At 71.5% G+C, this 25,175-nt stretch carries 22 protein-coding genes; 9 read left to right on the forward strand and 13 right to left on the reverse strand.

Annotated features, from left to right (window positions below; translation table 11 throughout):
• Positions 1–53: 53 nt before the first annotated feature.
• Positions 54–3,362 (reverse strand): error-prone DNA polymerase, encoded by a 3,309-nt coding sequence (locus FCG67_RS03095; RefSeq protein ID WP_136906965.1) that lies wholly within the window; start codon positions 3,360–3,362, stop codon positions 54–56.
• Between the two features lie 118 nt (positions 3,363–3,480).
• A complete protein-coding gene (locus FCG67_RS03100) occupies positions 3,481–4,482 on the reverse strand; it encodes a zinc-binding alcohol dehydrogenase family protein (protein WP_136907203.1) in 1,002 nt (333 codons plus the stop codon).
• Between the two features lie 122 nt (positions 4,483–4,604).
• On the opposite strand from FCG67_RS03100, the gene FCG67_RS03105 reads away from it, so the two are divergent.
• Positions 4,605–6,716, forward strand: coding sequence for an MMPL family transporter (locus tag FCG67_RS03105; protein WP_136906967.1), 2,112 nt, complete (start codon positions 4,605–4,607; stop codon positions 6,714–6,716).
• On the opposite strand, the gene FCG67_RS03110 is transcribed toward FCG67_RS03105, so the two are convergent.
• On the reverse strand, positions 6,630–7,208 hold the full coding sequence (locus FCG67_RS03110; RefSeq protein WP_136906969.1) for a GNAT family N-acetyltransferase: 579 nt from the start codon (positions 7,206–7,208) through the stop codon (positions 6,630–6,632). The two genes, FCG67_RS03105 and FCG67_RS03110, sit on opposite strands and share 87 nt — an antisense overlap.
• Positions 7,209–7,301: 93 nt before the next feature.
• On the opposite strand from FCG67_RS03110, the gene FCG67_RS03115 reads away from it, so the two are divergent.
• On the forward strand, positions 7,302–9,293 hold the full coding sequence (locus FCG67_RS03115; protein ID WP_136906971.1) for an SDR family oxidoreductase: 1,992 nt from the start codon (positions 7,302–7,304) through the stop codon (positions 9,291–9,293).
• Between the two features lie 15 nt (positions 9,294–9,308).
• Here FCG67_RS03115 and FCG67_RS03120 read toward each other — a convergent pair whose 3' ends face one another.
• The 4 genes from FCG67_RS03120 to FCG67_RS03135 are packed head-to-tail and all read right to left on the reverse strand — an operon-like array spanning position 9,309 to position 11,618.
• On the reverse strand, positions 9,309–9,485 hold the full coding sequence (locus FCG67_RS03120) for a DUF1737 domain-containing protein (RefSeq protein WP_077043552.1): 177 nt from the start codon (positions 9,483–9,485) through the stop codon (positions 9,309–9,311).
• A gap of 29 nt (positions 9,486–9,514) precedes the next feature.
• A complete protein-coding gene (locus FCG67_RS03125) occupies positions 9,515–10,426 on the reverse strand; it encodes a ferredoxin family protein (protein ID WP_136906973.1) in 912 nt (303 codons plus the stop codon).
• Positions 10,427–10,447: 21 nt separating this feature from the next.
• Complete coding sequence (locus FCG67_RS03130; RefSeq protein ID WP_136906975.1) at positions 10,448–11,053, reverse strand: YdeI/OmpD-associated family protein; 606 nt, start codon at positions 11,051–11,053, stop codon at positions 10,448–10,450.
• Positions 11,054–11,102: 49 nt separating this feature from the next.
• Positions 11,103–11,618 (reverse strand): hypothetical protein, encoded by a 516-nt coding sequence (locus FCG67_RS03135; RefSeq protein WP_136906977.1) that lies wholly within the window; start codon positions 11,616–11,618, stop codon positions 11,103–11,105.
• A 24-nt stretch (positions 11,619–11,642) separates the two neighbouring features.
• On the opposite strand from FCG67_RS03135, the gene FCG67_RS03140 reads away from it, so the two are divergent.
• The gene (locus FCG67_RS03140) at positions 11,643–12,464 is read left to right on the forward strand and encodes a helix-turn-helix domain-containing protein (RefSeq protein WP_136906979.1); all 822 of its coding nucleotides are present in this window, start codon (positions 11,643–11,645) and stop codon (positions 12,462–12,464) included.
• Positions 12,465–12,507: 43 nt separating this feature from the next.
• Positions 12,508–13,080 (forward strand): hypothetical protein, encoded by a 573-nt coding sequence (locus FCG67_RS03145; protein ID WP_136906981.1) that lies wholly within the window; start codon positions 12,508–12,510, stop codon positions 13,078–13,080.
• Positions 13,081–13,095: 15 nt separating this feature from the next.
• Here the strand turns inward: FCG67_RS03145 and FCG67_RS03150 are convergent, their stop codons facing one another.
• From FCG67_RS03150 to FCG67_RS03165, 4 genes are read right to left on the reverse strand one after another with little or no spacing between them, the layout of a single operon-like run.
• A complete protein-coding gene (locus FCG67_RS03150) occupies positions 13,096–13,839 on the reverse strand; it encodes an alpha/beta fold hydrolase (protein WP_136907205.1) in 744 nt (247 codons plus the stop codon).
• 59 nt (positions 13,840–13,898) lie between these two features.
• Complete coding sequence (locus FCG67_RS03155) at positions 13,899–16,049, reverse strand: heavy metal translocating P-type ATPase (protein WP_136906983.1); 2,151 nt, start codon at positions 16,047–16,049, stop codon at positions 13,899–13,901.
• Between the two features lie 57 nt (positions 16,050–16,106).
• Positions 16,107–17,675, reverse strand: a complete 1,569-nt coding sequence (locus FCG67_RS03160) for a DNA polymerase Y family protein (RefSeq protein ID WP_136906985.1) — start codon at positions 17,673–17,675, stop codon at positions 16,107–16,109.
• Positions 17,672–18,469, reverse strand: coding sequence for a hypothetical protein (locus FCG67_RS03165; protein WP_136907207.1), 798 nt, complete (start codon positions 18,467–18,469; stop codon positions 17,672–17,674). Before FCG67_RS03165 ends, FCG67_RS03160 begins: the two co-directional genes overlap by 4 nt.
• 210 nt (positions 18,470–18,679) lie before the next feature.
• Between FCG67_RS03165 and FCG67_RS03170 the strand changes: the two genes are divergently transcribed.
• Positions 18,680–19,885: a serine/threonine-protein kinase gene (locus FCG67_RS03170; protein WP_211243092.1), complete on the forward strand. Its 1,206-nt coding sequence runs from the start codon at positions 18,680–18,682 to the stop codon at positions 19,883–19,885.
• A 27-nt stretch (positions 19,886–19,912) separates the two neighbouring features.
• Here the strand turns inward: FCG67_RS03170 and FCG67_RS03175 are convergent, their stop codons facing one another.
• Positions 19,913–20,569: a response regulator gene (locus FCG67_RS03175; RefSeq protein ID WP_077040898.1), complete on the reverse strand. Its 657-nt coding sequence runs from the start codon at positions 20,567–20,569 to the stop codon at positions 19,913–19,915.
• On the reverse strand, positions 20,566–21,939 hold the full coding sequence (locus FCG67_RS03180; RefSeq protein WP_136906987.1) for an ATP-binding protein: 1,374 nt from the start codon (positions 21,937–21,939) through the stop codon (positions 20,566–20,568). The genes FCG67_RS03175 and FCG67_RS03180 overlap by 4 nt, the downstream gene beginning before the upstream one ends.
• 144 nt (positions 21,940–22,083) lie before the next feature.
• Between FCG67_RS03180 and FCG67_RS03185 the strand changes: the two genes are divergently transcribed.
• From FCG67_RS03185 to FCG67_RS24870, 4 genes are all read left to right on the forward strand, one after another.
• Complete coding sequence (locus tag FCG67_RS03185; protein ID WP_136906989.1) at positions 22,084–23,481, forward strand: PspC domain-containing protein; 1,398 nt, start codon at positions 22,084–22,086, stop codon at positions 23,479–23,481.
• Complete coding sequence (locus FCG67_RS03190) at positions 23,474–23,689, forward strand: hypothetical protein (protein WP_136906991.1); 216 nt, start codon at positions 23,474–23,476, stop codon at positions 23,687–23,689. The genes FCG67_RS03185 and FCG67_RS03190 overlap by 8 nt, the downstream gene beginning before the upstream one ends.
• A gap of 32 nt (positions 23,690–23,721) precedes the next feature.
• Entirely contained in the window at positions 23,722–24,618 is an 897-nt protein-coding gene (locus FCG67_RS03195) for an aminoglycoside phosphotransferase family protein (protein WP_169310428.1), read from the forward strand.
• Positions 24,619–24,731: 113 nt separating this feature from the next.
• Complete coding sequence (locus tag FCG67_RS24870) at positions 24,732–25,136, forward strand: PspC domain-containing protein (RefSeq protein ID WP_169310429.1); 405 nt, start codon at positions 24,732–24,734, stop codon at positions 25,134–25,136.
• The last annotated feature ends 39 nt before the right edge of the window (positions 25,137–25,175 follow it).

A 25,175-nucleotide genomic window follows, 5' to 3' on the forward strand; every position in this document is an offset into this window, starting at 1 on the left:
GGCCGTCGGTGGACGGAGCTCCGACACGCCGCTCGGCGTTCATTCGGTGCGGTTCACCGATAGTCCCGGGACTTGCCCGTCATCCGCAGGTCCATCCGCTGCAACCGGTCCGCCACCACCGTCACCGCTCCCTCCGCGTTCTGTACCTTTCCCCGGACCAGGAGCGCGGGCGCGGTGTGCGCGAGCGTGCGGTAACGAGCCCAGAGTCCCACCGAGCAGACCACGTTCACCATCCCCGTCTCGTCCTCGAGGTTGATGAAGGTGACCCCGCCCGCGGTGGCCGGGCGCTGGCGGTGGGTGACCGCTCCCCCGACCAGCACCCGGTCGCCGTCGGACACCGCCAGCAATCCCGATGCCGGGGTCACGCCCAGCGCGTCGAGCTGGGGGCGCAGGAACTCGGTGGGATAGGAGTCCGGCGAGACCCCGGTCGCCCACACATCCGCGGCCGCGAGCTCGACGTCGCTCATCCCGGGCAGGGTGGGCGCGACGGTGGAGGCGCCCATGCCCGGCAGCCGTCCCGGCCGCTCCCCCGCGGCCGCCCCCGCCGCCCACAGCGCCTGCCGGCGCGACCCGGCGAAACAGCCGAGCGCGCCCGCGGTGGCCAGCGACTCCGCCTGCGGGGTGGTCAGTTCCACCCGACCGGTCAGGTCGAGCAGGGAGGTGTAGGGCCCGCCCTCGCACCTGGCCGCCACGATCTTCTCCGCCAGTGCCGAACCGATGTGCCGCACCTCCCCGAGACCCAGCCGGACCTCCAGCCCGTCGCCCTCGAGCGTGGCGTGCGCCAGGCTGGCGTTCACGTCCGGCCCGTGCACCCGGACCCCATGCCTGCGGGCGTCGGCGACCAGCGACTGCGGGGAGTAGAACCCCATCGGCTGGGCCCGAAGCAGGCCGGCGCAGAAGGTCGCCGGGTGGTGCAGCTTGAACCAGGCCGAGTAGAACACCAGCGCGGCGAAGCTCTGCGAATGGCTTTCCGGGAAGCCGAAATTCGCGAAGGCGTACAGCTTCTCGAAGATCCGGTCCGCCACTTCCCCTGTGACGCCGTGCAGTTCGCGCATCCCGTCGTAGAACCGGCCGCGCAGCCGTTCCATCCGCTCCGGCGACCGCTTGGACCCCATCGCCCGGCGCAGCTGGTCGGCCTCGGCCGCCGTGAACCCGGCCACGTCGACCGCCATCTGCATCAGCTGTTCCTGGAACAGCGGCACCCCCAGGGTCCGCGCCAGGGCCTTCTCCAGCGACGGGTGGTCGTAGGTGACCGGCTCGATCCCGTTGCGGCGCCGGATGTACGGGTGCACCGAGCCACCCTGGATGGGCCCGGGCCGGATCAGCGCCACCTCCACCACCAGGTCGTAGAAGTTGCGCGGCTTCAGTCGCGGCAGGGTGGCCATCTGGGCGCGGGATTCCACCTGGAACACCCCGACAGAATCGGCTCGCTGCAGCATCTCGTAGACCGCCTCCTCGGACAGGTCCAGCCTGGCCAGATCCACCTCGAGGTTCTTGTGCTCGGCGACCAGGTCGATCATGTAGTGCAGCGCGGAGAGCATGCCTAGCCCGAGCATGTCGAACTTGACCAGCCCCACAGCCGCGCAGTCGTCCTTGTCCCACTGGAGAACGCTCCGGTTCTCCATCCGTGCCCATTCCACCGGGCACACGTCGGCGATCGGACGGTCGCAGATCACCATGCCGCCGGAGTGGATGCCGAGATGCCGGGGCAGGCCCTCGATCTGGCCCGCGAGCTCCAGCACGGCGGGCGGGATATCGGTGCCGGTTTCGCCGGCGACGCCGGTCCATCGGCTGACCTGCTTGCTCCACGCATCCTGCTGACCCTGCGAGAAGCCAAGTGCCCGAGCCATGTCCCGCACCGCCATCTTGCCGCGGTAGGTGATGACGTTCGCGACCTGCGCCGCATAGGCGCGGCCGTAGCGGTTGTAGACGTACTGGATCGCCTCCTCGCGGCGATCCGATTCGATGTCGACGTCGATGTCGGGTGGGCCGTCCCGTTCGGGCGAGAGGAACCGCTCGAACAGCAGCTTGTTCCCCACTGGGTCGACGTTGGTGATGCCGATCGCGTAGCAGACGGCCGAGTTCGCCGCCGATCCCCTGCCCTGGCAGAGGATGTCGTTGCGGTGACAGAAGGACACGATGTCGTGCACGACGAGGAAGTAGCCCGGGAACCCGAGCTGGGCGACGATCGTCAGCTCGTGCTCGATCTGCCGGTAGGCGTCGGGCCGCTGCTCGGGAGTGCCGTAGCGCCGCCGGGCGCCCGCCATCGTCAGTTCGCGCAGCCAGCCGTTCTCGTCGTGGCCCTCGGGCACCTCGAACGGCGGTAGCTCGGGCGCGATCAGCCGCAGGTCGAAGGAACACTCGCGGCCCAGCTCGACCGCGCCCGGCACCGCGGTGGGATGCGCGGCGAACAGCCGGGCCATCTCCGCCCCGGACCGCAGGTGCGCGCCGCCGGTCGGCCCCAGCCATCCGGCCGCCTCGTCCAGGCTCTGCCTGGCTCGGATCGCCGCCATCGCCATGGCCAGGCGTCGGCGCGGCGGTCCGGCGAAATGCGCTGCGGTGGAGGCGATGACGGGCAGTCCCGCCGCCCTGGCGAGCCCGGCCAGCGCGCCGTTGCGTTCGTCGTCCTCGGCCACGCCGTGGTGGGTGAGCTCGACGGCGACCCGGTCCCTGCCGAACCTCTCGATCAGCCCGCGCAGCTCCGCCTCCGCCGCCGAGACGCCCCCGGAGTCGAGCGCCATGCGCACGTGCCCCTTGCGGCAACCGGTGAGGATCTGCCAGTGCCCACCCGCCGCCTCGGTCAGCGCGTCCAGGTCGTAGCGCGGCTTGCCCTTCTCGCCGCCAGCCAGGTGCGCCGCCGCGAGCTGCCGCGACAGCCGCCGGTAGCCCTCCCGCCCGCGCGCCAGCACCAACAGATGGGTGCCGCCCGGGTCCGGCGTCCCGGTCCGCGAACCGGCCGAATCCGCATCGTGTGACGGCAGGGACAATTCGGCACCGAAGACGGTGCGCATGTTCAGCTCCTTGGCCGCCTCCGCGAACCGCACCACCCCGTAGAGCCCGTCGTGGTCGGTCAGCGCGATCGCCTCGAGCCCCAGCCGGACCGCTTCCTCCACCAGTTCCTCGGGCGGGCTCGCGCCGTCGAGAAAGCTGAAGGCCGAATGCGCGTGCAGCTCCGCGTACGGCACGGTCGGCGTCTCGTCATGGGAGATCGGGCCTGCGCGGTACTCGCCGCGCTTGCGGGACCAGGCCGGGCTGTCGCTGCCGTCGCCGGGGTACATCGCCTCCGGCGGGTTCCGTCCAGGCCTGCCGGAGAGCACCCGCTCCATCTCCGACCATGTCGGCGGCCCGTTTCCCCAGCCCATCGCATTCACCTTCCCTGCGCATCCGCCGCCGGGGACCCGGCGACGGAGCTCGAGCGGGGAAGTCGCATCGAACGTGTGTTCTATTATGGTCCGAGCCGGGCGCAGGAGTCAACCGGCCTCACACGATGAGCACCGCCGCGCCGGTCACCCGCCCCTCCTTCAGGTCCGACAGCGCCCGGTCGGCCTCGTCGAGCGAGTACCCCATCGCACTGACCAGCAGCCGATGCGTCCCCGCGAATTCCAGGAACTCGCGGGCGTCGGCGCGGGTGTTGGCCGTGACCGATCGCAGCGTGCGCTCCTGGAACAGGTGCCGCTGATAGTTCAGGGGCGGGATGTCGGAGAGGTGGATGCCGGCGACGGCCAGCGTCCCGCCCCGATCCAGGGCGGCCAGCGCGGTCGGGACCAGCTCGCCGACCGGGGCGAACAGGATCGCCGAGTCCAGCGGCACCGGCGGCGGATCCGCGGCGCCGGATGCCGAGGAGGCGCCGAGCTCGAGCGCCAGGGCCCTGGCCCGCTCCCCCCTCGTCATCACGTGGACCTCGGCGCCCCGAGCCAACGCGACCTGCGCCGCGAGATGGGCGCTGCCGCCGAAGCCGTAGATCCCCAGGCGCCCGCCCGCCGGCACGTCCGCACACGTCAACGCCCGGTAGCCGATGATCCCGGCGCACAGCAGTGGCGCCAGCTCCTCGTCCAGGTAGCCGTCGGGCAGCCGGTGCGCGAACGCGGCGGGCACGGTGGCGAACTCCGCGTACCCGCCGTCGACGTCCCATCCTGTGTACCGCGAGTGCGGGCAGAGGTTCTCCCGACCCCGGCGGCAGTACCGGCACTCGCCACAGGTCCGCCGGAGCCACCCGATCCCGACCCGATCGCCGAGACCGAAGTCCGAGCCGGCCTCGTCGCCCCACCCGACCACCTCGCCCACCACCTCGTGGCCGGGCACCACGTGGCTGCGATGCACGGGCAGATCGCCCTCGACCACGTGCAGGTCGGTGCGGCAGACCCCGCACACGCGCACCCGCACCAGCAGCTCCGAGGGGCCCGGTTCCGGCACCGGCAACTCGGCGAGCTCCACCGGCTCACCGCGCATCGGCCCGGGCTCGCGGACCCGCCATCCCGACATGACATCCGGAATGCCCATGGGTCCACTCTCCGCGTTTCGGCGGCCGGGCACCAGGGGAAGCCCCGCGCAGGCCATCGGTAGAGTCGGGGCGCATCCGACCCCCCGATCCGAGAGAGTCCTACATGACGCGCTGGGCCAAATTCGTCGTCTCCCGGAAATGGTGGGTCCTGATCCTGACGGTGCTCGCCGTGGTGATCAGCGGACTCTGGGGACTCGGGGTGTTCAGCAAGCTCAGCCAGGGCGGCTATATCGACCCGAACAGCGAAGCGGCACAGGTCAGCTCGCTGGTCAACGAGAAGTTCGGCCCGCAGTCACCGGACATCGTCGCGATCTACACCGCGCCCGAGGGCAAGACCCTCGCGGACATCGGATCCGAGGTCGAACAGAACCTGGCGGCCTTCCGCGACCAGGTACCCACCCTCGGCACCGCCTCGTACTGGTCCGTCGACCCGAACACCGCGAAGCTGATGACCTCCAACGACGGCACCAAGGCCCTCGCGACGATCTCGATCGACTGGGACGCGGGCGCGGAGTTCACCGAGCTCGACAAGATGACCGCGGCGCTCACCCCACCGGGCATCGACACCGAGTTCGCGGGCGGCACCGTCGTCGGGTACTCGTTCAACGTCCACCTGCAGCAGGACCTGGTGCGCGCGGAGGCCATCGCGCTGCCGATCACCCTGCTGCTCCTGGTGGTCGTCTTCGGCACCGTCACGGCCGCGGCCGTGCCGGTGTTCGTCGGAATGCTCGCGGTGCTCAGCGCGCTGGCGATCCTGCGGCTGCTCACCACCGTCACCGAGGTCAGTTCGTTCTCGATCAACGTCGCCTCCCTGCTCGGTCTCGGCCTGGCCATCGACTACGGCCTGTTCATCGTCAGCCGCTTCCGGGAGGAGCTGGCCTCGGGCACCGATCCCGGCGCCGCGGTGCGCCGCACGGTGGACACGGCCGGCCGCACCGTGATGTTCTCCGGATTGCTGTTGGTCTGCGCCTTCGCGGGCATGCTGGTGTTCCCGCAGGCGGTCATCCGTTCGCTCGGCTTCGGTGCGATCGCCGCCGTGACGGGGGCCGCGGTGCTCTCCCTCACCGCGGTGCCCGCGCTGCTCGCGGTCCTCGGCCACCGGATCAACTCGCTCGCGTGGCGGCGCGGAACCGTCGAACGCGGCGAGGAGCGGGCCCGCAAGTTCTGGGGCGGCGTGGTCACCAAGGTGATGCGCAGGCCGGCCACGGTGGCGGTGACCATCACCGCGGGCCTGCTGCTGCTGGCCGCCCCGCTGTTCGGCGCCAGCCTCGGCGAGGTCACCTACACCGCGCTGCCGCCGAACGACCCGGCCCGCACCGCGGCAGACACGCTGTCCACCGAATTCCCCACCACCGGTGAGGCCGCGACGGTGATGGTGCGCGGTGAGAACGGGGCGCCACCCACCACCGCCCAGCTCAGCGAGGTCGGTGCGCAGGTGCGGGCCGTCGACGGTGTGGCCGCTGCGCGGATGGTCGCGGCGGCCGACGATTTCGCGGTCCTGTCCGCGACCTACGCCGAGGGGGCGACCCCGGGCCAGGTCGTCCGCGACGTGCGGGCCATCCCGGCCCCGGCGGGCGTCGACGTATTGGTCGGCGGCGGCGCCGCCCTCGTCGACGACGGCAACGCCGCGGTCACCGCGAAGCTGCCCCTGATGCTCGCGATCATGGTCGGCTCGACCCTGGTGCTGCTGTTCCTCGCGTTCGGGTCGGTCGTCCTGCCGATCAAGGCGGTGGCGATGGCCGGGCTGAGCATGGCCGCCACGTTCGGCGTGCTGACCTGGATCTTCCAGAACGGTCACGGCGCCGAACTGCTCGACGTGACCCCAGCTCCGCTCGAGGCGACCTTCGTAGTCCTGATCCTCGCGGTGGTATTCGGCCTCTCCACCGACTACGAGGTGTTCCTCATGTCGAGGATGGTCGAGGCGCGGGCGAACGGGGCGACCACCGAGGAGGCCGTTCGCTTCGGCGCCGAGCGGACGGGCCGGATCGTGACCACAGCCGCGGCGCTGCTGATCATCGTGACCGGTGCCTTCACCATCTCCGGGCTGTCGATCATGCGGTTCCTCGGTGTCGGCATGATCCTGGCTCTGATCATCGACGCGACCGTGGTCCGGATGCTGCTCGTCCCGTCACTGGTCAAGCTGATGGGCGAGGCGAACTGGTGGGCGCCCGCATGGATGCGGAAGCTGCACGAGAAGGTCGGCATCGGGCACTGACCGGTTGGCGTTCAGCACACCCGCTTGGCGAGATGAACCAACGCGTAGCCCGCCGGGAGTCGGCGTGCGATGGGTTTCCTCATATCCGAACCGGGCGTAGAGCCGGAGGTTGCCCAGGCTGCGCTCACCCGTGAACAACTGCACGTCGGTCACCGACGCCGGTAGGCGCTGCTCCACGATGGCCAGCAGGCGACTGCCCAACCCTCGCCCCTGCACATCCGGGGCAACGACCAGTCTGCCCAGCTCTGCCACGTTCGGCTCCTCCGACGAGATGTGGAAGCGAACGGCGGCCACGAGGCGAACGGCCTCATCGCGTAGACCGATCGCCGTCACACCGGGTTCGGACAGTTCGCTCGACAACTCGCCGAATGACTGCGTCAGCGGAGGTAGGTCCAGATCGTTATGGGCCTGGGCCTCAGTCACATACGCGGCACACTGCAAGGTCAGCAACTCACCCGCGGCCTCCGCCGTCAACCACACCACCGATTCCATGGTTCCACTCGTCCAGGCGCCGATATCGCCCCTTCCACAAGTTCTTACTTCGGAGTAAGTTAACTGGCGTAGCCCTATGCAGGAGGAGAGCTGATGTCGACCTACATCGTGACCGGCGGGACCGGGTTCCTCGGCCGCCACGTGCTCGCGCTGCTGCTGCGCCGCGATCCCGACGCCCAGGTGCACGTGCTGGTGCGACCGGCCTCGGTGACCCGGCTCGAGCGCCTGGCCGCCGACTGGGAGGGCGGCGACCGGGTGCACCCGCTGATCGGCGACCTCACCGAGCCCGGGCTCGGCCTCGCCGCCACACCGCCCGCCGCCGACCACCTCCTGCACCTCGGCGCGATCTACGACATGACCGCGGGCGACGAGCAGGCGAGCACCAACGTCGAGGGCACCAGGTCGGTCATCGAGCTCGCCCGGCGGACCGGCGCCACCCTGCACCACGTGTCCTCGATCGCGATCGCAGGCGACTACAAGGGCACATTCACCGAGGACGACTTCGACCTCGGCCAGGGCTTCCCCACCGCGTATCACCGGACCAAGTTCGAGGCCGAGAAGCTTGTGCGCGAGGCCCCCGGGCTGACCTGGCGGGTGTACCGTCCCGCCGCGGTCGTCGGGGATTCGACCACCGGCGAGATGGACAAGATCGACGGGCCGTACTACCTGTTCCCCGCCATCGCCGGGCTCGCCAAGCTGCCCTCCCGACTCCCGGTGGCGGTGCCCAGCCTCGGCGCCACCAACCTGGTCCCCGTCGACTTCGTGGCCAAGGCCATCGTCGCGCTGATGCCGGCGCCCGGCCACGACGGCGAGGCCTTCCACCTGGTGAACCCCGAACCGCAGCCGATGCGCGAGGTGTACGCGGCCCTGGCCCAGGCCTCCGGCGCCCCGCATCCGGTGGCCGACCTGCCCGGCGTCGTCGCCGCCCCGGTGATGCGACCGCCGTTGCGCAGCGTCAAGGCCGCCAGGAACGTGGTGCTGGGCAGGCTCGGCATCCCGCCGGTCATCCTCGACCACCTCACGCTGCCCACCACCTTCGACTCCGCCAAGACCCAGGAGGCGCTGCGCGGTACCGGGATCACCGTGCCGCCCTTCGGTTCCTACGCAGGCATCCTGTGGTCATACTGGGAACGCAACCTCGACCCGGCGCGCAGCCGCCGGTCCGGCCCCCTGGCCGGCAGGCACGTGATGATCACCGGTGGGTCGTCGGGGATCGGGCGCGCCTCGGCGCGCGCCGTCGCCGCCAAGGGCGCGACCGTGCTGCTGCTGGCCCGCGGCGCCGAGGAACTCGAGGCCACCGTCGCCGAGATCCGGGCCGAGGGCGGCGCCGCGTTCGGGTACCCCTGCGACATCACCGACGGGGAATCGGTCGACCAGACCGTCAAGACCATCCTCGACGAGCACGACCACGTCGACATGCTGGTCAACAACGCCGGCCGATCGATCCGACGCAGCGTGTTCGCCTCCACCGACCGGCTGCACGACTACGAACGCACCATGGCCGTCAACTACTTCGGCGCGGTCCGGCTGGTCCTGGCGCTGCTCCCCCAGATGCGCGAGCGCGGCTTCGGTCATGTCGTGAACATCTCCAGCGCCGCCGTGCAGAGCCACACGCCCCGGTTCTCCGCCTACGTCGCCAGCAAGGCCGCCCTCGACGGATTCACCGACACCATTGCCTCCGAGACGCTTTCGGCGGGCATCACCTTCACCACCATCCACATGCCGCTCGTCGAGACCCCCATGATCACGCCGTCGGGGAAGGCGAACATCGGCAAGGTCATCAGCCCGGAGAAGGCCGCGGCGATGGTGGTTCGCGGGCTGATCGAGCGCCCCAAGCGGATCGACGACCCGCTGGGCACCCTCGGCGAATACGGCCAGCTGTTCGCGCCCGGCGTCAAAGACCGGGTGCTGCACCGGATGTACCGGGCGTTCCCGGACTCCCCCGCCGCCAAGGGCGTGACCGAGAACGGCGCCGCGGTCCCCGTCGCGCCGCCCGCGGCGACACCCGCTGCGAAACCGAGGCACTCCACCGTCTCGAAGGTGGGACGACGGATCGCCCGCGTGGTGCCCGGCACCCACTGGTGAGGCGGTGCGGTCGGGCTAGCGCGGGCGGATCAGTGCCTGCGCCACGATGACCCGATCACCGTCGAAGGTGACGGCGGGCGATCCGTGCAGGTCGTAGCCGGCGTCGAGGGCGGCGCTGACCCGCAGACAGAACTCGGCGTCGTCGGGCCCGGTGAGGACGCGGTACCGCGGCAGTTCACTGTTCTCGGACATGCACCCCAGTGTCGCAGGGAGCGCGGCGATCACGCGGCAAGCGGCCGGACCGATTCCGCGACCAGCGCGACGACGGCCTTCGACGCGGCGCCGCAGCTCGGCGGGCGTGCCTCCAGTTCGGTCCGCGACAGCTCGACCACCCAGGCCCGCCCGTCGCGGTGGCGGACCACCGGCAGCGCGCCGGACTCGTCCACCGTGAGGTCCGAGGCACTCGCCGAAACCTGCTCCCGCACCGCGATTTCTGCGACCTGGCCGGCCGAGTCCCAGCAGCTCCGGCCGCGGAGCCCCTCGAGCTGGACCTCACCGCGACCGGCCGCGAGCACCGCCTCGGCGCTCTGCCACGCGCCGAGCCGTCCGTAGGTGTACCCCGTCGGGAGCAGGATCATCGACGGCGCGAACCGGTGACCGCCGGTGTGCGAGCACTCCCACACCGAATCCCCGAACCGCTCGGACAGCTCCGCCGCGATCGGCCTGCCGAGCACCGCGCAGCACTGGTCGCGCTTGCCGTGTGCGCACACCAGGGTCACCGGGTCGGTCACCGGCCGCCCGATCCCCGGCGCGGACGCGGGCAGCTCGAGATCGAGGTCAAGCAGGGCGGCGGGATCGGCCACCTCCAGCCGCTCGCACCAGGCACTGGACGGATCCGACCGCCCGATCAGCACGGTGCGCCTGGCCGGCGGGGCCGTGGCCCGGCCCGGGCGGGGTTCAACTGCCCGGCCCGGGCGGCGGATCAGCAGCAGCCGCACGCCCGCGGCCTCGGTCCGTCGTTCCAGCTCCGCCGACAGCTCGGGCCCGAGCGCCTGGCCGCCGAGCACGTCGCGGCCCCAGGCGCCGGGGTGTTCGAGGCACAGCCAGCCGGTGACGTGCGCCGCGGTCCCTGCAAGCGGCTCGTCCGTCGCGGAGAGCGCGGAGCAGGTCGGCGCTGGAGCTGGGGCGGTCACCCGACCATTGTGCCCGCGGCGTCACCCATGGATCTTCTTGCCCTCGGCGAACATCTGCACGAACTTCTCGATCCGGCGGGCGCGGGTCTCCGGCTTCTTCGCCTCCTGCAGCCGGTAGAAGACCGCATAGCGGTTGACCTTGTTCAGGGTGCCGAAGAACTCCTCCGCCGCCGGGACCAGGGCCAGCGCATCCAGGAAGTCCTGCGGCACGGTCGCGGTGGACTGCCCCTCGTAGGCCCGCTCCCAGCGACCGTCGGCCCTGGCCGCCTCGATCTCCGCCAGCCCCGACGGCTGCACCAACCCCTCGGCGATCAGCCGCTCGGCCTTCTCCCGGTTCCGCTTCGACCACGGGCTGCGCCTGCGCCGGGGGGTGAAGCCGCGCAGCGAGAAGTCGTCGTCGCACTTGCGGGCCTGACCGTCGATCCAGCCGAAGCACAGCGCGACCTCGACGGCCTCGTCCCAACTGGGGCTGGTCTGGGCCGACCCCTTCTTCGCGAACTTGAGCCAGATGCCGGGTGAGCTGTCGTGGTGCGCGGCCAGCCACTCGCGGAAGCTCGCCTCGTCCGGGAAGTACTCGATGCTGCGTTCTGCGGGGCGAGCGGAGCGACGGGGGGTGTTTCCAGCCATGGTGCAAACGTAGGCGGCGCCCCCGACAGGTTATTGAACAAACGCGCCGCTACCGGCGGCCGGTCGCCATGCCCGCCCACACCCGGACGAAGCCCTGCGACAGGTACGCGAGGGTACCGATGCTCAGCACCCACTTGGTGATGCTGACCGTCGACGTCGCGCGCACCACCGGGTCGGTGATGCGGTCGCGGTGGTCGAGCAGGTACAGGTCGACCACGTTCTCCACATAGTCCGCGGCCGCGGCGACGACCGGGGCCGCGTACAGCGCGCGCCGGGTGGCCGGGGACAGCTCGGTGAGCTGGCCGAGCCGCTTGGCACCGGTGACCAGCGCGACCCCGTAGATGACCGGATGGATCATGTCCGGCCCGAAATGACTGCGGAACCGGGCCGTCTCCGCCTCGTCCATGCTGTCGAGGACGTCCCGATAGGCCCTGGCGGACATCGCGGTCTGGGTCTTGAGCAGCTTGGGCCCGGCGGGGCCGAGCAACCGCGCGATGTTGGCCTGCGAGAGCAGATATGCGGCGGACCAGCCGATGAGCTTGCCGTCGAGCGCAGTCAGTGTCATATCCCGATCGTAGGATCGATGGCGATGACCGAATCGACCCCACCCCACGGCACACCGGAGGCGGTGCTGCACCCCGACGAGGCCGCCGAGCGGTTCACCGTCGCGCGGCGGCACCCCCGAGAGTCGCTGGCGCCCTTCGTCGAGTACATCTGGATCGTGCACTGGGCCGTCGACGGCACTCACGAACAGCAGGTGCTCCCGCAACCGAGGATCCACCTGGCCGCCGAGGACGGCCGACTGCTCGTGCACGGGGTGAGCCGCGACCCGTTCAGCCGAAAGCTGATGGGAACCGGGCACGTGATCGGTGTGGCATTCCGGGCGGGCGGATTCCGTCCGTTCCTACGGTCGAGCGTCGGCGCGCTCGAGGGCACCGTGCTGCCCGCCGGGGACCTCCTCGGTCGGGGCGACGGCCCGGTCGCGGCCGCGGCGCTCGACACGGTCGACGACGACGAGATGACCGCGCTCGTCGAGGACTACCTCGAAGCCGCGCGGCCGGACCCCGATCCGACCACCGAGAAGGTGGCCACGCTGTTGGACCGGATCGAGCACGATCCGAGCATCCACCGGGTCGACGAGGTGGCCGCACTGGCAGGGATGAGCGTGCGCAGCCTGCAGCGGATGTTCACCGAGTACGTCGGCATCGGGCCCAAATGGGTGATCCAGCGCCACCGCCTGCTCGACGCCGCCGAGCAGGCGCACAGCGGACACCCCGTGGTGTGGGCCGAACTGGCCGACCGGCTCGGGTACAGCGACCAGGCGCACCTGATCCGCGCGTTCACCGCGGCGGTCGGGACACCGCCCGCCACCTACGCGCGACAAGCCGGGAGCTGGCGGCCCCGCGGGTAGGCTCCGGGTTCGGGTCGGGGCCGACAACAACGGGGGTCTGCGGATGCGGCAGTGGTTGGCGACGTTCTGGGACCGGCCGCCGGGATGGTCATTGCTGGCCACCACCATGCTGGTGTGCGGAGCGGCGTTGTGGGCGTTCACCTTTCCGACGCCGAACAGCTGGATCCTGATCCTGTTCTGTCTCTGGCCCGCGGCGCTGATCGCGATCTGCTGGACCGTCAAGACCACGACCTTTCTCGTGCGGCGCAACGCCTGGTCCCATTGGATCCTCGCCGTACCGCTCGTGGCGTTGGGCAGCATCACGCTGCTGGTGTTCGGCGCACCACTGCAGGCGCGGTGGCAGCTCTCGCAGTCGGACTTCGCGGCGGCGGTCGAGGAGATCCGATCCGGCACCGACCGGACCGACTTCGACGGCCGGATCGGCGTTTACGACGTCCGAGACGTCCGAACGCACGGGGACAACGTCTACTTCGTGGTCGCCGACAGCGGCTTCCTCGACGACGACGGTGTGGCCTATCTGCCGGCCGGGGAGCCCGCGACGCCCGACCCGGTGGGCGAGGGCGTGCAGGTCTGGCACCTGCGCGGCCCCTGGTACTCGTTCAGCGCGGGGTGGTGACCCGGCCGCAGGCGATCAGCCCTCGAGGAAGGCCGTGACGGCGGCCTCGAACTGAGTCGGCCGGTCGCGGTGCACGCTGTGGCCGACCTTGATCGTGATGCCCTCGCACCGCGGGATGGCGGCCGTGGCAGCGGCCAGCCGGTCCGGATCGACCATCCCACCCGGACCGCCGCTGATCACGAGGGTAGGGGCGGTGATCCCGGACAGGTTCTGCCACCACACCGGGTTCGGTTCGCGGAACTGGGCCAGCGCGCTGCGGGTCATCGACCGGTCGAACGCGAGGACCGCGCGCGGGTGTCGGATCACCCCGGTCACGGCGTGCCAGAGTTCGACCGGCGTCGGCAGCCTGCTGCTCATCCGCCCCAGCGTCTCGCCGGTCCGGAGCGGGAGCGGCGCCTCCTCGAGGACCAACCGCCGCACCAGGTCCGGGCGCGCCTGCGCGACCAGCGAGGCCGTGTGCCCGCCGAGCGAGTGCCCGACCAGGTCCACCCGTTCGAGCAGGAGGTGGTCGCACAGGTGCAGGAGGTCGTCGCCGAATTGGGGGAACAGATAGGACGGCGCGTGCGCGCTGCGGCCGTGGCCACGCAGGTCGAGGGCGATGACCCGGCGCCCCCGGCCGACGAGGGTCCTGGCGAACCGGTCCCAGGTGTGACTGTCGCCGCCCATACCGTGCACCAGGATCACCGGAACCTGGTCGTCGCCACCGGAATCGCGAAAGGAGAGCTCGACGTCGTCGGCGGTCGTGGCGGTCATCAGCATCACCGTGCGCAACCGCCCTTCGCAGCCTCGGCCATCTCGTCCGCGGCCACGTGGTGAGGTTACCCAGGCCGCTTCGCGAGAACTGCCGAGGGCCGCAGGTCCAGCCGCCGCAGCAGCTGCGCGTTGATCGCGACGACGACCGTCGAGGCCGACATCAACAGCGCCCCGACCTCCATCGGGAGGGTGAACCCCCACGGCGCGAGCACCCCGGCCGCGAGCGGCACCGAGATCAGGTTGTATCCCGCCGCCCAGCTCAGGTTCTGGATCATCTTCCGGTAGGTCGCACGGGAGAGTTCGATCACCGACAGCACCGAACGTGGGTCGTCGCTGACGAGCACGACACCCGCGGACGCGATGGCCACGTCGGTGCCCGCACCGATCGCGATCCCCACATCGGCCTGCGCCAGCGCGGGCGCGTCGTTGACACCGTCCCCCACCATGGCCACCTTGCGGCCTGCGGACTGCAGGGCCTTGACCTTGGCACCCTTGTCCTGCGGCAGGACACCGGCGAAGACCTCGTCGATGCCCAGTCGCTGCGCGACCGACTGAGCAACCGCCTCTGCATCCCCGGTGATCATGGCGACGTGCACGCCACGCTCGTGCAGGGCGTCGATGGCCTCCTTCGATTCGGGGCGGATCTCGTCGGCGAGGGCCACGGCCCCGGCGACCGCACCGTCTCGGATCACGTGCAGCACGGTCGATCCCTGGCCCGACCATTCGTCCGCCCGCGTCAGGGCGGCGAGGCCGTGGCTCGCGAGCATTCCCGGTCCACCGACGCTGACCTCCGTGCCCGCGACGGTCGCGGTGACCCCCACCCCGTTGCGCGCCTGGAAACCGGTGGCCACGAGCGCGGTGCGCTCATTCTGCCGAGCCGCGGCGAGTCCGCGCTGCTCGGCCGCGGCGACGATGGCCCGGCCGAGGGGGTGCTCGCTGTCGCGCTCGACGGCGGCGGCCAGCTCGATGACCTGGTCCTCGGTGTGCCCGGGCGCCGCCGCGACGGAGACGACGGCGGGCTCCCCCTTGGTGAGGGTGCCGGTCTTGTCGAACAGCACGGCGTCGACCGTGCGCATCGACTCGAGGGCGCGGCGGTCGGTGATGAGCACACCGGCGCGGGCCGCCCGCTCGGTGGCGATGGAGACGACAAGCGGGATCGCCAGGCCGAGCGCGTGCGGGCAGGCGATGACGAGAACGGTGATGGTGCGGGTGACCGCGGATTCGGGGGTGCCGAGGATCAGCCAGGCGACGGCGGTGAGCACCGCGGCGCCGAGCGCGAACCAGAACAGCCAGCCCGCGGCGCGGTCCGCCAGCACCTGGGCCCGCGACGACGAACTCTGCGCCTCGCTCACCAGCCGCTGGATGCCCGCGAGCGCGGTGTCGTCCCCGACCGCGGTGATCTGCACGCGCAGAGCCGAATCGGTGGTGACGGTGCCCGCGACGACGCGGTCGCCCACCGCGCGGCGGACCGCCGCCGACTCGCCGGTGATCATCGACTCGTCCACGTCGGCGGCGCCGGAGACGACTGTGCCGTCCGCCGGGATCCGGCCGCCGGGCCGGACGATGACGAGGTCGCCGGTCGTCAGCTCGGAGGTCGGCACGGTGACCGGCTCGTCGCCGTCGAGCCGCTCCGCCTCGTCCGGCAGCAGTGCCGCGAGGGATTCGAGCGCGCTCGACGCCTGCCCCAGCGAGCGCATCTCGATCCAGTGCCCGAGCAGCATGATCACGATGAGGAGCGCGAGCTCCCACCAGAAGTCCAACTCGTGGTTCAGGATTCCGAGGCTCGCGCCCCAGGATGCGACGAACGCCACGGTGATGGCCAGCGCGATCAGCAGCATCATCCCGGGCCGGCGGGCCTTGATCTCGGCAACGGCGCCGGTGAGGAACGGTTTGCCGCCCCAGACGTACATCACCGTGCCGAGGACCGGTGAGATCCAGGTGACGGGTCCGCTGTGCGGCAGCGTGTACCCGATCAGGTCGGCGAACATCGCGTTGGCGAGCACCACAGGAACGGCGATCGCGAGCATGATCCAGAACAGTCGTCGGAACTGCCCGACGTGATCAGCATGGTCGCCGTGTCCGCCATGACCTTCGTGTCCGTTGCGGCCTTGATCGTGCACCTCGTGGCCGCCGACGACCGTCGCCTGATCGTGTCCGTGCCCCGCATGTTCGGCGGGTGCCTGATGTCCGGCATGAGTTCCGCGATCCGAAGCCATGACCCGACAATATACCCATAGGGGGTACCCAGCAAGGTGGCGCGCGACACCCGGACCTCACTCGTACACGCCCTCCACGGTCCAGACCCCCTCGGCGCAGATCAGCAGCAACGCCCTCGGCTCGTCCAGCAGCACCTGCGCCCTGGCCGCCCGCTGCGCCGCCGCCGGATCCCACCACCGCTCGTCCACCGGCCACGGCCCCGCCCAGCCCTGCAGCTCCCACTCCCGCCTGCCCCAGCGCAGCCGGACCGGCGCCACACTGAACGCACCGCGCTCGGTGACCAGCACGGCCGCGCCGCCCTCCCCCTCCAACGCCACCCGTGGCCGGCCCGACAGCACGGCCGAGGGCGACGGTTCGGGCAGCCGCCCGGGCCAGGGCGCCGAGGGGTCCGCGGCCGGCCGCAGCTCATCCCCGAGCGGTAACAGAGTGACCCGCTCGAACGGCCCCCTGCCGCCGCTGAGCACCGCCACCTGAACCGCGTCACCCCCGAGCAGACCCTGCACGCGCACCAGCGCCCGCCTGGCCCGCTCGTCCTCGGCGCCGACCCCGCCCCACAACCCCAGTTGCAGCGCACCCGCCGCGACCACCTCCACGGGCTCGAGGCGCAACACCTCGATGCCCGCCGTCGGCCGCGACTCGCTGCGTCCGGTGAGCCAGCCGTCCAGCTGCCAGCGCACCCGGTCCGCCGTGCCCTCGGGCGTGAGCGGTTCCGCGCACCGCCAGGTCCGCGAAAGATGCTCCCCGTTACCGGTGCTCGCGTGGACCAGCAGCCTGGTGCACGCGACCGCCGCGGCGGACAGCTTGGCGTGCAGCCGCTCGGCCAGCGCCCGCCCCGCGAAGGCCGCCGCGTCCACCCGCTCGATCGGTGGGTCACAGCGCTGCTCGACGTCCAGGTCCGGTGGCAGCCGCCGCGCCGACGGCGGGCGCTCGGGCTCCCCGCGCGCGCTGCGGTGCGCCGACACCGCATCGGAACCGAACCGGGACGCCACCGCCACCGGGGTCAGCGCCGCGAAGTCGCCGATGGTCCGCAGCCCCAACCGGTGCAACAGATCGACCAGGTCCGTGCGCCCCTTCGCCGCCAGGCTCGGCTCCGCGGCGAGCTCGGCCACCGGGATCGGGGCGAGGAACTCGGCACCCGCTCCCGGGGGGACCAGGGCTGCCCTGCGGGCGGCGATCACCGCGGTGGACAGCTCGTCCGCGATCCCCACCTGGCACTCCACCCCCGCCGCCGAGGCCTCGTCGATCAGCCGCTCGGCGGCGGCGGACTCGGACCCGAAATAGCGGCTGACCCCGCGCGCGGCGAGCACCAGCAACCCCGGCCGCAACACCTCCACGCCCGGCGCCACCGCATCGATCGCCGCGGCAACCGGCTCGAACAGCCGGGCGTCCCGGCCAACGTTGAACACGAACACGTGCAGCCCCGGGCAGCGCCCCTGCGCCTCCCTCTTGCGCAATCCCCTGCGCACCCCCTCCGACCGTGCCGTCGCCGAGCAGGCCACGACACGATTGCCCAGCGTCACCGCGACGGGTTCCGTCGGGGGCAGATCCGCCGCCGCCGCGGCCGCGATCGCGGGCCAGTCGGGACACCACAGCGCCAACACGCGCGCGGATTCGCCGGGGGTCACAGCGACACCGCCTCCGGGAACACCCCGGGCTGCCGCACCGTTTCCGCCGTCCACTCCACCCGGCCGCGAACCGGCCGCAGATCGAGACGGGTGGTGCGGGGCTGGAACGACCGGCCCCTCGCGCTGACCGCCAGCCGGAGCGCGCGCAGCCGCCCGCGCCCCAGTTCGGCGCCCTGCCCCATCCCGTCGTAGCCGCACACCCTTGCCTCGAGCCTGACCTCGGCGCCGTCCCAGTGTCCGTCCGTCACCACCAGGGTCGAGCCCTTGCTCCGCGCCCGCGCCACCACCGCACGCGCCCGGGAGGGCGGCACCGCGAGCCCGCCGAGACCGAGCACCACCAGGTCCAGCCCGTCGAGCAGGACGGCCGCGACCTCCACCGGGTCCTGGCCCGGGTCCGGGATCAGCGCGAGCCTGCCGAGCTCGGCCCCCATCTCCGTTGCGGCCAGCAGGCCGAGCCGGGGCAGGCCGATCACCGCCGCGTGACCTCCTGCCTCGGTCACCGAGGCGAGCAGGCCGAGCAACAACGAGCCGGCCCCCGACACGGACACCACCGAACCCCGTGTCAGCCCCCCGCGCGGCAGCAGCGACGCCAGCGCGGGCGGAACGGGAAGGATGCCCGCGGACCCGGCGGGCTGCGGACGCCCCTGGTCCTCGGCCGGCTGCGGCACGGGCCGGGCCGCAACCGATTCGCCCCGCGCGGGCACGGCCGCCATCCGGCGCCGGAGCTGCTCGAGCCGTTCCTGTCTCGACAACCCGGCCAGGTCGGACCGTCCCGAATCGGCCACCTCGGACATCGCACCAACCACCGACACCACCGTCTCCCACCTTTGCTCCACCGCCGTCACGGCCGGTCGATCACCCACGGGGAAGACGCGGTTATCGAACACGCATTCGAACTCTTCTCAGTAAAGACCCTCCTCCCGACATCCGTCAAGACGAGGGGAAACCGCCAGTTCAGCGTCCGCTCGAGACGTCCGGCCGCGCCCTCCACTAACCTCTCGGATGTGACGGAGCAAGAACAGTCGAAGCGGATCGCCGGACCGGATTACCTGGTGGCGGGCCGCTACCGACTGCGCTCCAAGCTGGGCAGCGGCGGCATGGGCGCGGTCTGGCTGGCACAGGACACGCTGCTGCACCGTGAGGTCGCCATCAAACAGGTCACCTCGACGGCCGGGCTGACCGAGGAGGCCGCGCAGGAGATCCGGGCGCGGGCCATGCGCGAGGGCCGGATCGCGGCGAAGCTGTCGCACGACCACGCGATCGCCATGTACGACGTCGCGCTCGAACACGGCGACCCGTGGCTGGTCATGGAGTACCTGCCCTCACGCAGCATGGCCCAGGCCCTCAATGTCACCGAGACGCTGCCGCCGCTCCAGGTCGCGCAGATCGGGGCACAGGTGGCCGACGCCCTTGTCGACGCGCACGCGGCCGGCATCGTGCACCGCGACATCAAGCCGGGCAACATCCTCATCGCCGATCGGGGGCGGGCGGCGGGCACGGTGAAGATCAGCGACTTCGGGATCTCCCGGGCCAAGAGCGATGCCACCCCCGCCCAGACCGGCGTGATCACCGGCACCCCGGCCTATTTCGCGCCTGAGGTCGCGCGCGGGGGCGATCCCACCGAGGCCTCGGACGTGTTCTCGCTCGGTGCAACGCTGTACACGGCCACCGAGGGACAGCCGCCGTTCGGGATCGACGAGGACTCCATCGCCCTGTTGCACCGGGTGGCGAGGGCGGAGATCATGCGGCCGGTCAAGAGCGCCGAGATCACCGACGCACTGCTGCACATGCTCGAGCCGGACCCCTCCCGCAGGCCCACCATGAGCGAGGCCCGCGACCTGCTCGCCTCACTCGCGGCAGGCGCTGGCGGCAACCTCGCCTATGTCCTCGACTCGCCACTGCTGGAGGCCGACGGCACGGTCCCGTTCTGGGCCAGGCGCGGCGCCGCGAGCGGGCAGATGCGCCGCTCGAACCGGCTGCCCACCAGCACCATCGCGGGCCTGCCCGCGGTGGACCAGAACGTCCCCCTCGGCAATGTCCCCCGCCCCGGTCCCCGGGTGCCCGGGCCGCCGAGCCTGGCCATGAACCCGTCGGCCCCTGCGCCGTCGCGCCGGTCCGTCCCCACCCCGCCGATGGCGCTCGTGCTGACACTCATCGCGATCGCCGCCATCGCCGTCGTGGTCCTGACCATCGCACTGATCACGATGTGACCGGCGGGTCGACGGACTCGCGTCGAGTCAGTCGATCTGACGCCGGTGCGCCCACCGGGTGAGCGCGTTCCGGTTGGACTGCTGGGTCTTTCGCAGCACGTTCGAGGCGTGGGTCTCGACCGTCTTCACCGAGATCACCAGGTCCTCGGCGATCTCGCGGTAGGTGTAGCCACGGGCGAGCAGCCGCAGCACCTCCAGCTCACGCGGGGTCAGCGAGTCCAGTTCGGGATCGAGCGGGGGCTCCGGGGCTGCCGATTTCCCCGTGAAGGAATCGAGCACGAAGCCCGCCAGCCGGGGCCCGAACACCGCGTCGCCACCGGCCACCCGGCGCACCCCGTCCGCGAGCTCGGATCCGGAAATGGTCTTGGTGACATAGCCACGCGCGCCCGCCCGGATCACCGCGATGACGTCCTCCGCCGCATCGGACACACTCAGCGCCAGGCACACCGGGCCCGCCGCGATGCCACCGAGCACGGCCACCCCGCCGCCGTCCGGCATGTGCACGTCCAGGAGCACCACATCGGGCGTCGTGGCGTTGATGCCTGCGATGGCCTCGGCCACCCCGCCCGCCTCGCCGACGACCTCGATGTCCGGTTCCGAGCCGAGCTCGGCCCGCACCCCGGACCTGAACACGGCATGGTCGTCGACCAGGAAAACGCGATACGCGGCGGTCGGGGTGCTCACCTGGGCTGCTCCTCGGGACGGGACTGGGGATCGGACTCGGGCTTGATCTCGGGATGCGGCATCAGCTGTTGCGACCACTCTAGAACAGCGGCCTCCTCGGCCGTGGGCCCCGCACCCTCGTCGCTCGGCGGCCCGTCGTGCCCATTGTCGTTGCGGGGCATCTGAATCCGCACCTCGGTCCCGCGCCCCACCGTGGAACGCACCTCCACCGCGCCGCCACGACGTTCGATCCGGGCCCTGATCGACTTGGCCAGGCCCTGCCGATCCTCCGGCACCGCGTCCACATCGAAACCGGTACCGCGGTCGCGCACAAACACATTCACCTCATCGGCCTCCGCCTCGGCGAACAGGTCGACATTCGTCTCGCCGGAATGCTTGGCGGCGTTGACCAGTGCCTCACGGGTGGCGCCCAGCAAGGCCGTGATGCTCTCCTTCGACAGCCCCGACTCGGCCGGGCCGACGTCGAGCCGGACATCTCCGACGGTGACAGGGCGCACCGTGATGCCGTGCTGGTCCTCGATCTCGCCCGCGATGGTCCGCAGCGCCTCGGCCAGGCTGGCGTGCGCGGCCTCCCCGCCGTCGAACAGCCACTTGCGCAGCTCGCGTTCCTGCCCGCGCGCGAGGCGCGTGACCTCCTGGGGTCGGTCGGCCTGCTTCTGGATCAACGCCAGCGTCTGCAGCACCGAATCGTGCAGGTGCGAGGCGATCTCCTCGCGCTCCTCGTTCCGGATCCGGGCGGCCCGCTCGTCACCGAGATCCCGCCACATCCGCAGCCACAGCGGCACGGTCAGCAGCCCGGCGCCGATCAGCGTCACCAACACGGCCAGCAGCGACGACCGCAGCGAGTTCAGGTCGACCCGCGCGATCACCACCACGCCGAGGCCGATCACGATGAGGCTGGCACCGCCGAGCACCCGCGCCCAGGTCAGCACCGTCGGCCGCTGTGGCAGCCCGAGCGCCGAACGCGGCCCGCCCGAATCGAACTCGCGCCACACCAGCGCAGCACCGACGGCCACCACGATCACCGGGGCTATCACCGAAGCCGCGCTACCGCTGAACAGCCAGGCCAACGACGCGGACAGCGCCAGTCCGATCACCGCGAGCCCGAGGGCCCGGCGTCGCTCCACGGGGCTCGGTGGCTCGGTGTCCGAGCCGGGAGGGGTGAAGATCCACAGCAGCCCGTAGGCGACGATGCCCGCCCCGGCCAGCGCGGCGAGGAACACGAACGCCACCCGCACCTTGAGGACGTCGATACCGAGATGGTCGGCTATCCCGCCCGCGACACCACCGACCACCCGACCGCCGACACGGCGCTCGAGGCGGGAGTAGGGCGCCTCTCCGGTGGGGAGGGCACGCGGGACCGGCTGCACACCATCGATGGTGGCACGCCGACCGCCCGACGCGCATCAGGGTCCGACCCTGAACCGACCACGGGCACCCCGACCCGGTCCGCGGCGAAAGATCAGGGTTTCTCCCGATGTGCACGGCGGCCTGCGCCGACGACGATTGTCATCATGAGCAATCCGAACTTCCAGGAACAGCTGCACGAGTTGTGGCGCACCCGTCCGGTGCGGTTGCCCAGGCAGGGGCCGATCGCGGGCGTCGCCGCCGGAATCGGCCACCGCTACCGCGTGGATCCCGTGCTGATCCGGGTCGCCTTCGCGGTGTCGACCGTCTTCGGCGGGGTCGGCATCGTCCTCTATCTCGCCGGCTGGCTGCTGCTCCCCCAAGCGGGCGACCAGACGTCCGCGGCGGAATCGCTCGTCGGCCGCGGGCACAGCTCGGAGTCCGGCACCAAGACGGTGGTGCTCGCGGTCGCCCTGATCATCGCGCTCAGCACGCTCGGACCCGTCGGTGTCGGGGCGGGCGGCTCCGGCCTGATCAGCCTCGCGCTGATGCTCGGCGGCCTGTGGCTGCTCTACCAGCGCACACCGGTGCCACCGGCGCTGCCAGCGGATGCTCATCCGGCGAACGCTCACACCGGCGTGATGTTCCCGCCGAGCCCGTTCCCGTCGACGGCGCCGTACACGGTCGGCGCGTACACGACGCTGCCGCAGACCTACGAGCCCTCGACGCCGCCCACCGCCCCGACGCCGGAGCCGGCATCGGCAGCACCCGCCGACGCGGCCGAGGCCGCCGCAGCTGCGGCTCCCGAGGCAGCTCCGGCTCCCGAGGACATGGCCGCCGCTCCCGGCGCGGCCGCGAGCACGGACACCGGCGCAGTCACGACCGACGTCCCCCAGCCCCCGGCCTGGGACCCGCTCGGCGTCGCGCCCTTCGCCTGGGATCTGCCCGAGCCCACCCCGCCCGCACCGCCCGTGCTCCCGAAACCGCCGAAGTCCCGCCTGACCACCACGGTGCTCGGCCTGGCCATCATCGCGGCCGCGGCCACCTGGGCGGTCAGCTCTGCCACCAACGCGGAGTGGCTGACCCCCGCCCGGATCGGGGCCGTCGCGCTCGCCGTGATCGGCATCGGAATGCTCATCGGAGCCTTCCTGCGGAGGGGCTACGGACTGCTGGTCGTGACCGGGCCGCTGATCGGCTTCGTACTGTTGGCCTCGCTGATCGGGCCCATCGATTGGAACACCGAGAACATGGGTGAGAAGTCGTGGAAGCCCACGGCGGCGGCGGACCTCCAGTCCGAATACTCCGGCCGGTTCGGAGATTTCACGCTCGACCTGCGCTCCCTCCAGCTCGACAAGGACACGACGGTCGACGTGGACCTGAGCATGGGCAGCTTCAGGGTGTACGTCCCCGAGAACATGGACGTGAAGAACACGTGCTCGATGGCGTTTGGGGAGACCAACTGCCTGCCCGAGGGCATCAACGGTGGGGCCGACGGAACCGGAGGCCCCGTACTGACACTCAACATGGACGGAACGTTCGGAGAGATGCGGGTGGATCGTGGCTGAGAACACCGAAACCACAGACAAGGCGGGGCGCCGCCCCTCGGCACTGCTCCTGCTCTCGGGACTGGCCGCGCTGCTGGTCAGCGTGTGGGCCCTGATCGGGCCGTTCCACTTCGAGTCCCTCGGGGACGCCCAGTTCCGGTGGATCATCGTGATCGCCGCGGTGGTCGCCGGCCTGGGTCTGGTCTTCGCGCCCGGCCGCCGCAAATAGTGCCGCCGATCCCCGACTCCTACGGCGCCCGGGTGCGTTCCTACGCCCCGGACGCCGAGGAGTGGTTGCGGCGACTGCCCGGACTGATCGCGCGCCTGCTGGACGAGTGGGGGCTAACCTGGGACGGCTCTCAGCTCTGGCACGGCAATGTCGCCGTCGTGATCCCGGTCCTGCTGCCCGACGGCACGCCCGCCGCGCTGAAGGTGTCGTACCCGAGCTTCGAGTCCGCGAGGGAGTCGGCGGCGCTCGCGCGCTGGGGCGGCAGGGGCGCGGTCCGCATGCTGCGCGCCGACCCCGACGAGCAGGCAATCCTGCTCGAACGCCTGGATCCGACCCGGTCGCTGCTGAGCGTGCCGGTGCCGCAGGCGATCCCGATCTGGGGTGCGCTGATGCGCGGACTGTCCATCGTCGTGCCAGACGGCGAGTTCGACACCCTGCCGGACCTGGCCGCGCGCTGGGCGGAGCAACTGCCGGACCTGTGGCGGCGCCTCGGCAGGCCGTGCCCGCAGTGGCTCATCGAGGACGCCGTCGCCGTGTGTCGGGAACCGGCGGGCGGTGCGGTATTGGTCCACACGGACCTGCATTTCGAGAACGTCCTCGCGGGCCCGGACGACTGGCGGGCCATCGACCCCAAGCCGCTGTCCGCGGTCGGCGAGTTCGCGGTCGCGCCGATGCTGTGGAATCGCCTGGCGGACTTGGACGGCCGGCGCGGCGCAGGCCTGCGGGCACGCTGTGACGACCTCGCCGACTCGGCCGGGCTCGACAGGGAACTGGCGCGGCGATGGTCGATCGCGCGCGAGGTGGACAACCATCTCGACTATCTGAGCATGGGCGAGGCCGCGGACGCGCAGCGTTCGTTGTGGGTCGCGACCGCGCTGTCCGGGCGCGAGGACCCCCATGTCGACCCGGCCGCGCTGGCCGCACCCTGAGACGCCGGAGCGGAGCCTGCGCAGCGACCCTGACACGGCCCCGAGTCCGCCCGACGAAAGATCGGGGTGCTTCCCGATGGTGCGCGCCGCGGCCGGTCGACAGTATTGATCACATGATCACGAACGAGACCGCGACGCCGAAAAGCACTTTCCTCCAGGACCTTCCGCAGCGACTGCCCGATGAGGGACTGATCGCGGGTGTCGGCGCCGGGATCGCGCGCCGACTGAACGTGAGCACGACGAGCGTCCGGCTGGCGCTGCTGCTCTCGCTGCTGTTCGCAGGCGCGGGTGTCCCCGTCTACCTCGCCGCCTGGCTCCTCATGCGAAAGCCGAACGAAACCATGTCGATGGGCGAGTCGCTGCTCAGCACGGACAGCGGCGAGTCCAAGACCATGCCGATCGTGCTGGCCACCGCGACCGTCATCACCACGGTCGGCTGCGCCCTCCCGGTCGGCGCGGGCCTGCTCGGCATGATCGCGCTGGTCGGCGGCTACCTGTACCTGGACGGCCGGAAATGACTGAGCGCGTGTTGCACCCCGGTCGGGGTGCAACACGCG

The organism is Rhodococcus oryzae, assembly GCF_005049235.1.
GTDB lineage: Bacteria > Actinomycetota > Actinomycetes > Mycobacteriales > Mycobacteriaceae > Rhodococcus_G > Rhodococcus_G oryzae.